Source organism: Streptomyces ambofaciens ATCC 23877, assembly GCF_001267885.1.
GTDB lineage: Bacteria > Actinomycetota > Actinomycetes > Streptomycetales > Streptomycetaceae > Streptomyces > Streptomyces ambofaciens.
On the sequence record NZ_CP012382.1, the window covers coordinates 3,552,735 to 3,565,185 of the forward strand.

Genomic DNA, 12,451 nt, shown 5'->3' on the forward strand with positions numbered 1-12,451 from the left:
TGTCCTCGACTCGCGGTCCAGGCGGTCACCCCTGTGATGCCCCGTACGGTCGGTACTCATCCGACCGGGCCGGGAGCAAGCACGATATCTCCGAGTGACACGCTTGGGGAGGGGGTGCGGCACTCAGTGCCATGCAGTGACCAAGAACACCGCCGGTACGGCAGGATGGCGGCGTGACCGATCGCGACGCCGCTCCCTTCGATCTTCCCTCGATGCGCAAGCAGTACCGGGCCGACGGACTCGCCGAGACCGAGCTCGCCGCCACGCCCGTCGAGCAGTTCGCGCGCTGGTTCCGGCAGGCCGCGACCGAGGGCGGGCTCTTCGAGCCGAACGCCGTGGTCGTCTCGACGGCCGACGCGCGGGGACGGCCCAGCTCCCGCACGGTGCTGCTGAAGCACTTCGACGAGCGGGGGTTCGTCTTCTACACCAACTACGGCTCCCGCAAGGCGCGCGAGCTGGAGGAGAACCCGCACGTCTCGCTGCTGTTCCCCTGGCACCCGATGGCCCGGCAGGTGATCGTCGCGGGCGTCGCGGCGCGTACCGGGCGGGACGAGACCGCCGCGTACTTCCGCACCCGGCCGCACGGCTCCCAGCTGGGTGCCTGGGCCAGCGTCCAGTCGTCCGTGGTGACCGGGCGCGACGCCCTGGACGCCGCGTACGCGGAGCTGGCCGCGCGGTACCCGGAGGGAGAGCGGGTCCCGGTGCCGCCGCACTGGGGCGGGTTCCGGGTGGTGCCGCGGGAGGTGGAGTTCTGGCAGGGCCGGGAGAACCGGCTGCACGACCGGCTCCGGTACGTGGCGGAGGCGGACGGGGGCTGGCGGGTGGAGCGGCTCAGTCCGTGAACGGGCCGTGCGGTGCCCGCCGGCCCGCCGGTCGTCCCGCGCGCCGCCGACCGGGGCCGCTCAGCCCAGCGCCCCGTCCAGCAGCCGCGCCCACTGCTCGACCACCCGCTCCCGGCGGGCCGCGTCGTCGGTGAGGAGGTTGGCGAGGCCCAGGCCGCGGGCCATGTCGAGGAGGCCCTGGACGGTCTCGCGGACGCCGGGGCGGGTCTCGTCGGCGCCGAGGAGTTCGACGGCGATGCGGTGGCTCTCGCGGCCGACGCGGGCCTCCAGCTCGGTCACCCGGCCCCGCAGCTGCTCCTCGTCGGAGGCGGCGACCCACAGGTGCAGGGCGGCGCGGAAGAGGGGGCCGGTGTAGAGGTCGACCAGGGCCGACACGACGGCCCGGCGGTCGTCCGCCGCCGCGCCCTCGGGGAACAGCGCCCGCAGCGCGCCGGAGCGCTCCTCCGCCACGTACTCCACGGCGGCCGTGAAGAGATCCTCGCGGGTCGGGAAGTGGTGCTGGGCGGCGCCGCGGGAGACGCCGGCGCGTTCGGCGACGACGGAGACCGTGGAGCCCGCCCAGCCGCGTTCGGCGAGACAGGCCACGGCGGCTTCGAGGAGCCGTTGCCGGGTGACCCGGCTGCGGTCCTGCTTGGGAACACGCTCCGCGCGTTCGGCCGTGCCCACGGCGCCGCTCACACCACCCATTCCGGATCCCGTCGTTCGAGGAAGGCCGTCATCCCCTCGCGGGCCTGCGGGGAGGCGAACAGCCGGGCCGAGAGCGCGGTCAGCTGGGCCGCGTCCCGGTCGAATGCCTCCAGCACCCTAGCCGTGAGCAGCCGTTTCGTCTCGGCCAGAGCCTGCGGCGAGGCACGGCGCAGACCGTCCAGGACGGGTTCCAGTACGGCGTCCACGTCGTCGCCCGCCGCCGTGACCAAGCCGATCCGGGCGGCCTCGGCGGCGTCGAAGCGCTCGCCGGTGAGGTAGAGGCGGGCGAGGGCGCGGGGGTCGGTGCGGGGCAGCAGGGGCAGGGAGATGACGGCGGGGGCCACGCCGATGCGGACCTCGGTGAAGGCGAACGTCGAGGCGGTGGAGGCGCCCGCGATGTCGCACGCGGCGAGCAGGCCGAGGCCGCCGGCGCGGACGTGTCCGGTGACGCGGGCGACGACCGGCTTGGGCAGTTCGACGAGGGTCCGCAGCAGGCCGACCAGGGCGTCCGGATCGGGCGGGTCGCGCAGGTCGGCGCCGGCGCTGAAGGTGGTCCCGGTGTGGGTCAGGACGACGGCGCGGACGTCCGTGTCCCGCCCGGCGTCGGTGAGGGCGGCGGTGAGCTCGGCCACGAGGGCCGCCGAGAGGGCGTTGCGGCGGTGCGGGGAGTCGAGGGCGAGGGTCTGGACGCCGCGTGCGCGGGAGCGGGCGAGGGCGGTCACCGGTCGCCCCGCAGTTCCCGGCGGAGGATCTTGCCGCTGGCGGACCGGGGTACGCCGGCGACGAAGGTGACCCGGCGGACGCGTTTGTAGGGGGCGACGCGTTCGGCGACGTACGTCATGATCTCCCCCTCCGTGAGGGCGGGCGCGGTGGGCCGGCGCACCACGTGGGCGTGCGGTATCTCGTTGCCGTCGTCGTCGTGGGCGCCGACGACGGCCGCGTCGGCGACGCCGGGGTGGGTGAGCAGGAGGGCTTCGAGTTCGGCGGGCGCCACCTGGAAGCCCTTGTACTTGATCAGTTCCTTGACGCGGTCGACGACGAACAGCCAGCCGTCGGCGTCGACGTGTCCCACGTCCCCGGTGTGCAGCCAGCCGGACGCGTCGATCAGGGCGGCGGTGGCGTCGGGGCGGCCGAGGTAGCCCTTCATGACCTGGGGTCCGCGGATGAGGATCTCACCGGACGCGCCGGTGCCGAGGTCCTTGCCGGGGTCGTCGAGGGAGACGATGCGCATCTCGGTGCCGGGGATGAGCCGGCCGACGGTTCCGGGCGGCGCGTCGCTCATGGCGTCCAGGGGGACCACGTGGGTGCCCGGGGACAGTTCGGTCATGCCGTACGCCTGGCCGACGGGCGGCAGACCGAGCCGTTGCGAGCAGGCGGCGGCGAGCTTCGCGTCCAGGGGGGCGGCGGCGCTGAGGACGTACTTGAGGGAGGAGAGGTCGTAGTCGGCCACGAGGGGGTGCTTGGCGAGGGCCAGGACGATCGGCGGGGCGACGTACAGGCCGGTGATGCGGTGGTTCTGGATGGCGGCGAGGAACTGCTCCAGGTCGAAGCGGGGCAGGACGACGACGGTGGCGCCGAGCCGCAGCGGGGCGTTCATGAGGGCCGTCAGACCGTAGATGTGGAAGAACGGCAGGACGGCCAGGATGCGCTCGCCCGGCGCGGCCGGCACCACCGGTTCGAGCTGGGCGAGGTTGGTGGCGATCTGCCGGTGGGTGAGCATCACGCCCTTGGGGGTGCCGGTGGTGCCCGAGGAGTAGGGCAGCGCGGCGACGTCCTGCGCGGGGTCGATGGTGACGGACGGCTCGGGTGCGGTCGAGGCCAGCATGTCGGCGAGCGAGCGGTGGCCGGGGGCGCTGTCGCACACGAAGATCTCCTGGACGCCGCCCGCGAGTTCGGCGGCCCGGCGGGCGGTGTCCAGCAGGGGTGAGACGGTGACGATCCAGCGGGTGCGCGAGTCGCGGAGCTGCCCCGCGAACTCCTCGGCCGTGGCGAGCGGGTGCACGGTGGTGACCGAGGCACCGGCGCGCGTGGCGGCGTAGAAGGCGAGCGGGAAGGCGACGGTGTTGGGGCTGTGCAGGGCGAGGACGTCGCCCTTGCCCACGCCCGCCTCGGCCAGGGCGGCGGCGACCCGCCGGTGGAACCGGTCCACCTGTTCGTAGGTGAGGGTGGTGCCGTCGGTGCCGTCGACGAGCGCCGGGGTGTTCCCGAAGGCGGCGGCCCGGCCGAGGACCGCGTCGTGGATGGGCAGGTCGACGAGCGGGACGTCTGCGTACTCGCTGCGGAACACGGTTCCTCCAGGTCGGGCTAGTACGACTTGGGCAGGCCGAGGGTCTGGTGGGAGACGTAGTTGAGGATCATCTCGCGGCTCACCGGGGCGATACGGGCCACGCGCGCCGCCGTGATCAGCCGGGCGAGCCCGAACTCGCGGGTGAGGCCGTTGCCGCCGAGGGTGTGCACGGCCTGGTCGACGGCCCTCACACAGGCCTCGCCGGCCGCGTACTTGGCCATGTTGGCGGCCTCGCCGGCGCCCGTGTCGTCACCGGTGTCGTACAGGTGGGCCGCCTTCTGCATCATCAGGCGGGCCAGTTCGAGTTCGATGTGGGCCTGGGCGAGGGGGTGGGCGATGGCCTGGTGGGCGCCGATCGGGGTCTTCCAGACGGTGCGTTCGCGGGCGTAGTCGAGGGCGCGGGTCAGCGCGTAGCGGCCCATGCCGATGCCGAAGGCGGCGGTCATCACGCGTTCGGGGTTGAGGCCGGCGAAGAGCTGGAGGAGGCCGGCGTCCTCGTCACCGACGAGGGCCTCGGCGGGCAGGCGCACGTCGTCGAGGGTCAGCTCGAACTGCTTCTCCTCGGCGTTCAGTTCCATGTCGAGCTGCCGGCGCCCGAAGCCGGGGGTGTCGCGGGGGACGATGAACAGGCAGGGCTTGAGCCTGCCGGTGCGGGCGTCCTCCGTGCGGCCGACGATCAGGGTGGCGTCGGCTATGTCGACGCCGCTGATGAAGACCTTGCGGCCGGTGAGGAGCCAGTCGGTGCCGTCACGGCGCGCGGTGGTGGTGATGCGGTGGCTGTTGGAGCCGGCGTCGGGTTCGGTGATGCCGAAGGCCATCAGGCGGCTGCCGTCGGCCAGCGCGGGGAGCCACTCCCGCTTCTGGGCCTCGGTGCCGAAGCGGGCGATGACGGTGCCGCAGATCGCCGGGGAGACGATCATCATCAGCAGGGGGTTCCCGGCTGCGCCCATCTCCTCCAGGACGAGGGAGAGTTCGGTGATGCCGCCGCCGCCACCGCCGTACGCCTCCGGCAGGTTGACGCCGATGTAGCCGAGCTTGGCGGCGGCCTGCCAGAACTCCTTGTTGTCGGGGCCGGGGTGGTTCTTCGCGAAGGTGGCTACCGCTACGCGGAGGGACTTGTGCTCTTCGGATTCGATGAGGGTGGTCACTGTGCTCCTTCGGGTACGGGTTTCGTCGTGGCTGGTCGCGCCCACGCGGCGGAGCCGCATGTCCAAGGGAGCCCCGCGCCCCTAACCGGCGTCCCCGTCGACCACGGCCAGGAGGGCGCCGACCTCCACCTGCCTGCCGGGCTCGGCGTTGAGAGCGCTCAGCGTTCCCGTGACCGGGGCGGTGATCCTGTGTTCCATCTTCATCGCCTCCAGCCACAGCAAGGGCTGGCCCGCCTCCACGGTCGCGCCCTCGGTCAGGCCCTCCGCGACGCGGACGACCGTGCCCGGCATGGGGGCGAGGAGGGAGCCGGGGGCGAGCTGGGTGGTGGGGTCGGGGAAGCGGGGCAGGGCGATGAGGCGGGTGGCGTCGACGTGGATCTCGTCGCCGTAGCGGGCGACCTCGAAGCGGCGCCGTACGCCGTCCGCCTCCAGGACGACCCGTCCGGCGTCGGCCTGGACGACGCGTACGCCCTCGGCGGCGAGACCGGTGCGGGTGTGGTGGTAGCGGACCTCGTGTTCCTCGCCCGCGACGGCGTACCGCTTGACCTGGGGCCCCGAGGGCAGGTTGCGCCATCCCCCGAAGCGGCCGGAGCGGGCGCTCGCGTCGGCGAGGGCGGCGGCCAGCGGGGCGAGGGGGTCGGGGGCGGGCTCGGTGAGGGCGGTCAGGTGGCGGTCGTAGAAGCCGGTGTCCATGCGGGCGGAGGTGAACTCCTCGTGCCGCAGGGAGCGGACGAGCAGGTCCCGGTTGGTGACCGGGCCGTGGACCGCCGCCCGCTCCAGGGCCCCGGCGAGCCGGCGGACGGCCTCCGCGCGGGTGGGCGCGTGGGCGACGAGCTTGGCCAGCATCGGGTCGTAGTGCACGCCGATGTCGTCGCCGTCGGTGTAACCGGTGTCCAGGCGGATGCCGTCCGGGACGGCGAGGCGGTGCAGGCGGCCGGTCTGCGGGGCCCAGCCGTTCGCCGGGTCCTCGGCGTACAGGCGGGCCTCGACGGCGTGGCCGCGCGGGCGCGGCGGCTCGCCGTCCAGGGCGTGGCCCTCGGCGACGCGGAGCTGGAGGGCGACCAGGTCGATGCCGAACACCGCCTCGGTGACGGGGTGCTCCACCTGGAGACGGGTGTTCATCTCCAGGAAGTGCGCCCTGCCGTCCGCGACGAGGAACTCGACGGTCCCGGCGCCGGCGTAGTCGACGGCGCGGGCGGCCCGTACGGCCTGTTCGTACAGGTCCCGGGTGAGGGAGGCGTCCAGGCCGGGGGCCGGGGCCTCCTCGACCACCTTCTGGTGGCGGCGCTGGAGGGAGCAGTCCCGGGTGCCGAGCACCCACACCGTGCCGTGGGTGTCGGCGAGGATCTGCACCTCGACGTGACGGCCGTCCTCGACGTACGGCTCGACGAACACCTCGCCGTCGCCGAAGGCGCTCGCCGCCTCCGCGCGGGCGGCGGTCAGTTCGGCGTCGAGGTCGGCGAGCCGCCTTACGACGCGCATGCCGCGCCCGCCGCCGCCGGCCGCCGCCTTCACCAGCACCGGCAGGTCCGCCTCGGTGACCTCGCCGAGGGGGGCGATGCCCATCAGCGCCTTGGCGCGGGTCTTGGACGCCATCGCCTCGATCGCCTCCGGCGGCGGTCCGATCCAGGTCAGGCCCGCGTCGGTGACGGCCCGCGCGAAGCCGGCGTTCTCCGAGAGGAAGCCGTACCCGGGGTGCACGGCGTCGGCGCCGGCGGCGGTCGCGGCCTTCACGACGAGGTCGCCGCGCAGGTACGTGTCGGCGGAGGCGGTGCCCGGCAGGCGTACGGCCACGTCCGCCAGGCGCGTGTGGAGGGCGTCCTCGTCGGCGTCCGAGTGCACGGCGACCGTCCGGATGCCCGCCGCGCGGCAGGTGCGGAAGACCCGGCAGGCGATCTCGCCCCGGTTGGCGACGAGGACGGTGCTGATCACGGTGTTCCCCTCGCTGGTCACGGTGTTTCCCTCACATCCGGAAGACGCCGAAGCCACCGCGCGCCCCCTGGTAGGGGGCGGTGTGGACGGCCGACAGGCACAGCCCGAGGACGGTGCGGGTGTCGCGCGGGTCGATGACGCCGTCGTCGTAGAGCCGCCCGGACAGGAACACGGGCAGTGACTCGGACTCGATCTGCTGCTCCACCATGGCGCGCAGCGCCGCGTCGCCCTCGTCGTCGTACGGCAGCCCCTTCGCGGCGGCGGACTGGCGGGCGACGATGGAGAGCACGCCGGCGAGCTGCTGCGGGCCCATGACGGCGGACTTGGCGCCGGGCCAGGCGAAGAGGAAGCGCGGGTCGTAGGCCCGGCCGCACATGCCGTAGTGGCCGGCGCCGTAGGAGGCCCCCATGAGGACGGACAGGTGCGGGACGCGGGAGTTGGAGACCGCGTTGATCATCATCGCGCCGTGCTTGATGATGCCGCCCTGCTCGTACTCCCTGCCGACCATGTAGCCGGTGGTGTTGTGCAGGAAGAGGAGCGGGACGTCACGCTGGTTGGCGAGCTGGATGAACTGGGCGGCCTTCTGCGACTCCTCGCTGAAGAGGACCCCCTGGGCGTTGGCGAGGATGCCCACCGGGTAGCCGTGCAGGGCCGCCCAGCCGGTCACCAGGCTCGTCCCGTAGAGCGCCTTGAACTCGTCGAAGTCGGAGGCGTCGACGATCCGGGCGATCACCTCGCGCGGGTCGAAGGGGACCTTGAGGTCGCCCGGGACGATACCGAGGAGTTCCTCCGGGTCGCACTTCGGGGGCTCGGCGGGTCCCGGATCGGGGTGCGCCTTGCGGTGGTTGAGCCGGGCGACGACCCTGCGCGCCTGGCGCAGCGCGTCCGGTTCGTCCACGGCGAAGTGGTCGGCGAGACCGGAGGTGCGGGCGTGCATCTCGGCGCCGCCGAGCGACTCGTCGTCGCTCTCCTCGCCGGTCGCCATCTTGACCAGCGGCGGCCCGCCGAGGAACACCTTCGCCCGCTCCTTGACCATGATCACGTGGTCGGACATGCCGGGGATGTAGGCGCCGCCCGCCGTGGAGTTGCCGAAGACGACGGCGACGGTGGGGATGCCGGCCGCCGACAACCGCGTCAGGTCGCGGAAGATCGCGCCGCCGGGGATGAAGATCTCCTTCTGGGACGGCAGGTCGGCGCCGCCGGACTCGACCAGGCTGACGCAGGGCAGCCGGTTGGCGAGGGCGATGTCGTTGGCGCGCAGGGCCTTCTTCAGCGACCAGGGGTTGCTGGCGCCACCGCGCACGGTCGGGTCGTTGGCGGTGATCAGGCACTCGACGCCCTCGACGACGCCGATGCCGGTGACGAGGGAGGCGCCGACCGCGTACTCGCTCCCCCAGGCCGCGAGCGGCGAAAGCTCCAGGAAGGGCGTGTCGGGGTCGAGGAGCAGCTCGATGCGCTCGCGGGCGAGGAGCTTGCCGCGCTCGCGGTGCCGGGCGACGTACTTCTCGCCGCCGCCGGCCAGTGCCTTGGCGTGCTCGGCGTCCAGGTCGGCGAGCTTGGCGAGCATGGCCTCGCGGTTGGCCCGGTGATCCGGGGCGGCCGGGTCCACGGCCGAGGGCAGGACCGTCACGCGCGTACCTCCGGGAGGTCCAGGTGGCGGGCGGTCACAGGAGTACCTCCGGAAGGTCCAAGTGGCAGGCGGTCACAGGAGTACCTCTGGAATGTCCAGGTGGCGGGCGCGCAGCCACTCGCCGAGCGCCTTGGCCTGCGGGTCGAAGCGGGCCTGCGCGGCGACCCCCTCGCCGAGGATGCCCTCGACGACGAAGTTGAGGGCGCGCAGGGCGGGAAGAACGTGCCGGGTGACGGGCAGGTCGCGGGCCTCGGGGATCAGCTCCCGGAACCGGTCGGCGGTCAGCTCGTGCGCGAGCCAGCGCCAGGCCTCGTCGGACCGCGCCCACACGCCGACGTTGGCGTTGCCGCCCTTGTCGCCGCTGCGGGCCCCGGCGACGAGGCCGAGGGCGGCCCGGCGTACGGGCCCGGGCGGGAGCGGCTCGGGCAGAGGCGGCTCCGGTACGGCGTCGAGGGCGGCGGTCTCCGGGGGCGGCGCCACCTCGACCCGGCGCCCGTCGTGGAGGACGGCCACATGGCGGACGGCGCCCTGGGGGACGTAGGCCTCCTCGAAGACCCCGTAGGGCGCGCCCTTCCCGGGGGGCGCGAGCACGTGGAAGCCGGGGTAGCTGGCGAGGGCCAGCTCGACGGCTGCGCCGCTCAGCGCCCGTCCGACGGCCCGCTGGTCCGCGTCGCGGACCACGAGCCTGAGCAGGGCGCTCGCCGTCTCCTCGGTCGGGGCGTCGGGCCGGTCGGTGCGGACGAGGTCCCAGCGGACGTCGGCGATCTCGCCGAGGGCGGGTTCCATCTGCTCCCGCACGAGGGCGGCCTTGGCCTCGACTCCGAGGCCGGTGAGCACGAAGACGACCTCGTTGCGGAAGCCGCCGAGACGGCTCAGGCCGACCTTGAGATCGGGCGGCGGGGCCTCACCGCGCACGCCCTCGATCCGCACCCGGTCCGGCCCGTCCTGGGTGAGCCGTACGGTGTCCAGCCGGGCGGTGACGTCGGGTCCCGCGTACCGGGCGCCGCCCGTCTCGTACAGCAGCTGGGCGGTGACCGTGCCGACGTCGACGAAGCCTCCGGTGCCGGGGTGCTTGGTGACGACCGAGGTGCCGTCGGCGTGCAGCTCGGCGAGGGGGAAGCCGGGGTGCCGGAGATCCCCGGCGCGGTCCTCGAAGAACGCGTAGTTGCCGCCGGTCGCCTGCGCCCCGCACTCCAGGACGTGTCCGGCGACGACCGCGCCCGCCAGCCGGTCGTGGTCCGTGGGCGTCCAGCCGAAGTGCGCGGCGGCGGGCCCGGTGACCAGCGCGGCGTCGGTGACCCGCCCGGTGACGACCACGTCGGCGCCCGCGCTCAGGCACCGGGCGATGCCGAAGCCGCCGAGGTAGGCGTGGGCGGCGAGGCTGCCCGGGTGGGCGGCGGTGCGGTCGTCGCCCTCGACGTGCGCGACCCGTACGGGGAGGCCGAACCGGCCGGCCAGCGTGCGGACGGCGTCGGCGAGTCCCGCCGGGTTGAGTCCGCCCGCGTTCGCGACGATCCTGACGCCCCGCTCGTGGGCGAGGCCGAGGCACTCCTCCAGTTGCCGCAGGAAGGTGCGCGCGTACCCGGCGTCCGGGTCCTTCAGCCGGTCGCGGCCGAGGATCAGCATGGTCAGCTCGGCGAGGTAGTCGCCGGTCAGGACGTCCAGCGGGCCGTCGGTGAGCATCTCCCGCATGGCGTCGAAGCGGTCACCGTAGAAGCCCGAGGCGTTGCCGACGCGGAGCACGCTCACCGGCCGGCTCCCCTCGGCGGCCTGCCCGCTCCGGGCGGCCCCGCGAAGGCCTGGGCGATGTCCAGCCAGCGGTCGGCGTCCGGGCCCTCGGCCCGCAGGGCGAGGTCGGCGCGGTGGGCGCGCTGGGTGGCGAGGAGGCAGAAGTCGAGGGCGGGGCCGGTGACGCGCTGGCGGGCGTCCTCGGGACCGTACGTCCACAGGTCGCCGCCGGGGGCGGTGAGTTCCACGCGGAACGGCTCGGCCGGCGGCGTGAGGCCGTGGGCCGCGTGGGCGAAGTCCCGGGCGCGGACGCCGATCCGGGCGATGTGCCGCAGCCGGCCGGTGGGCGGGCGGGTGACGCCGAGGGCGTCGGCCACGTCGAGGCCGTGGGCCCAGGTCTCCATCAGGCGGGCGGTGGCCATGGAGGCGGCGGCCATGGGCGGGCCGTACCAGGGGAACCGGGCGCCGGGGGCCGAGTCGCGCAGCGCCTCGCCGAGGGCGGCGCGCCCCTCCCGCCAGGTGGCCAGCAGCTCGTCGGGGGGCTGCCGGGCGCCTTCGTCGGCGCCGTCGTCGACGTACCGGTCGGGTGCCGCGAGGGCCTGCTCGACCAGGCCGGCGAAGCCCTTCTCGTCGGTGACGGCCAGCAGGGCGGCCCGGTCGGTCCAGGTCAGGTGCGCGATCTGGTGGGCGATCGTCCAGCGGGGCGCGGGGGTGGCGAGGCGCCACTCCTCGGGGCTCAACCGCGCGACCAGCGCGTCGAGTTCCTCGCTCTCTTCGCGCAGGTCGTCGATCACGGGCGTGGGGTCGGACACGGACGCTCCCCTCGGCACGGCGGTGTGCGGCGCGGTGTGGTGAGGAGCATGGCAGCGAGGCTCAGAACAATCAAGCATGCATGCATGATTTTGCGACGGGGGTGCGCGGGGGGTGTGCGGGCGCGCTGGTGCTCGGGTCCGCACGGCCGGATCCGCACCCTCGGAGCGTCACCGGCCGGCCCTCACAGCCCGGCCCTCACGTCACTACCCGGCCCTCACCGCCGGGCTCTCCCGACCGATCCACGGGCGGGGAGCCTGACCAGGCGCGCTCCAGCTCCGCTCACGGTCGGTCCCCCTCCCCCGGACGGGAGGGCCCCTGCGGCTACGGCAGCTCCGGGAGCGCCTTGGTCCGCCTGCGTCCCATCTGGGTCCGCACCGCTCCCATGCTGGCCGCGATGACCAGCGCGATGGCGGCGGACTGGGTCGCGGTCAGGGCCTGGTCGAGGATGAGGAAACCGGCCGCCGCGGCGATGGCGGGCTCCAGGCTCATGAGGATCGCGAAGGTCGGCGCGGGCAGCCGGCGCAGCGCGAGGAGCTCCAGGGTGTAGGGCAGTACGGAGGAGAGCAGGGCGACCCCGGCACCCAGCGCCAGGGTCACCGGGTCGATCAGCTCGCCCCCCGACTCGGCGATGCCCAGCGGCAGGAACAGCACCGCCCCGACCGCCATCGCGAGAGCCAGCCCGTCGGCCTGCGGGAAACGGCGCCCGGTGCGCGCGCTGAACACGATGTACGCCGCCCACATGACACCCGCTCCGAGCGCGAAGGCGGCACCGGCCGGGTCGAGGCTGTCGAAGCCGCCGCCGCTGAGCAGGAAGACGCCGGCCAGGGCGAGCGCGGCCCAGACCAGGTTGACCGCGCGGCGGGAGGCGAAGACGGAGAGCGCGAGCGGGCCGAGCACCTCGAGGGTGACGGCCGGACCGAGGGGGATGCGGTCGACGGCCTGGTAGAAGAGGCCGTTCATGCCGGCCATGGCGACGCCGAAGACGACGACCGTGCCCCAGTCGGCCCGCGAGTGCCCGCGCAGCCGCGGCCGGCAGATCAGGAGCAGCACGACGGCGGCCACGACCAGCCGCAGCGTCACCACGCCGAGCGCACCGGCCCGCGGCATCAGGCTCACCGCCAGCGCCGCGCCGAACTGCACGGAGAGGCCGCCGGCGAGGACCAGTCCGACGGGGCCGAGGGCACCCCACCGGCCTCCGTCGGCCGGGCCGCCGCCCGGAGCGGACGCGGGGCCGGCGGCGGACGCCCGGCCGGCGGCTCCCGCTGCCTCGGGGCCCGCCAGGGAGGCGGCCGGGGCGGGGGTGCCGGGGGTAGCGCTGGGGGTACTCACGAGGGCTCCGGGACGGTCTGCGGGTCGGTGTCGTTCATCATGCTGTACGGCGCAG

General features: G+C 74.4%; 10 protein-coding genes. 1 reads left to right on the forward strand and 9 read right to left on the reverse strand.

Translation table 11 applies throughout. From position 1 onward, the window contains the following. Positions 1-212: 212 nt before the first annotated feature. Positions 213-842, forward strand: coding sequence for a pyridoxamine 5'-phosphate oxidase (gene pdxH / locus SAM23877_RS15740; protein ID WP_107291962.1), 630 nt, complete (start codon positions 213-215; stop codon positions 840-842). 60 nt (positions 843-902) lie between these two features. On the opposite strand, the gene SAM23877_RS15745 is transcribed toward pdxH, so the two are convergent. The 9 genes from SAM23877_RS15745 to SAM23877_RS15785 form a co-directional block, all read right to left on the reverse strand. After that, on the reverse strand, positions 903-1,529 hold the full coding sequence (locus SAM23877_RS15745) for a TetR/AcrR family transcriptional regulator (protein ID WP_053132844.1): 627 nt from the start codon (positions 1,527-1,529) through the stop codon (positions 903-905). Then, on the reverse strand, positions 1,517-2,251 hold the full coding sequence (locus SAM23877_RS15750; RefSeq protein ID WP_053132848.1) for an enoyl-CoA hydratase family protein: 735 nt from the start codon (positions 2,249-2,251) through the stop codon (positions 1,517-1,519). Before SAM23877_RS15750 ends, SAM23877_RS15745 begins: the two co-directional genes overlap by 13 nt. Further along, positions 2,248-3,816 (reverse strand): 4-coumarate--CoA ligase family protein, encoded by a 1,569-nt coding sequence (locus tag SAM23877_RS15755; protein WP_053132850.1) that lies wholly within the window; start codon positions 3,814-3,816, stop codon positions 2,248-2,250. The genes SAM23877_RS15750 and SAM23877_RS15755 overlap by 4 nt, the downstream gene beginning before the upstream one ends. 17 nt (positions 3,817-3,833) lie before the next feature. After that, entirely contained in the window at positions 3,834-4,964 is a 1,131-nt protein-coding gene (locus tag SAM23877_RS15760; RefSeq protein WP_053132852.1) for an acyl-CoA dehydrogenase family protein, read from the reverse strand. Positions 4,965-5,045: 81 nt separating this feature from the next. Next, positions 5,046-6,896, reverse strand: a complete 1,851-nt coding sequence (locus tag SAM23877_RS15765) for an acetyl/propionyl/methylcrotonyl-CoA carboxylase subunit alpha (protein ID WP_053142534.1) — start codon at positions 6,894-6,896, stop codon at positions 5,046-5,048. Positions 6,897-6,927: 31 nt separating this feature from the next. After that, the gene (locus tag SAM23877_RS15770) at positions 6,928-8,526 is read right to left on the reverse strand and encodes an acyl-CoA carboxylase subunit beta (RefSeq protein WP_053132855.1); all 1,599 of its coding nucleotides are present in this window, start codon (positions 8,524-8,526) and stop codon (positions 6,928-6,930) included. Positions 8,527-8,598: 72 nt separating this feature from the next. Then, positions 8,599-10,275, reverse strand: a complete 1,677-nt coding sequence (locus SAM23877_RS15775) for an acyclic terpene utilization AtuA family protein (RefSeq protein WP_053132858.1) — start codon at positions 10,273-10,275, stop codon at positions 8,599-8,601. Continuing rightward, positions 10,272-11,066, reverse strand: coding sequence for a TIGR03084 family metal-binding protein (locus SAM23877_RS15780; protein WP_053132861.1), 795 nt, complete (start codon positions 11,064-11,066; stop codon positions 10,272-10,274). The genes SAM23877_RS15775 and SAM23877_RS15780 overlap by 4 nt, the downstream gene beginning before the upstream one ends. Before the next feature lie 322 nt (positions 11,067-11,388). Continuing rightward, positions 11,389-12,396 carry an EamA family transporter gene (locus SAM23877_RS15785; protein ID WP_053132864.1) on the reverse strand — a complete coding sequence of 336 codons (1,008 nt, stop codon included), beginning with the start codon at positions 12,394-12,396 and terminating at the stop codon, positions 11,389-11,391. Between the last annotated feature and the right edge of the window lie 55 nt (positions 12,397-12,451).

What these genes read in the sequence shown, in the direction of transcription:
- pdxH (WP_107291962.1), top strand. Translation starts at nt 213, where the DNA reads ATGCGCAAGCAGTACCGGGCCGACGGACTCGCCGAGACCGAGCTCGCC.
- SAM23877_RS15745 (WP_053132844.1), bottom strand. Translation starts at nt 1,529, where the DNA reads ATGGGTGGTGTGAGCGGCGCCGTGGGCACGGCCGAACGCGCGGAGCGT.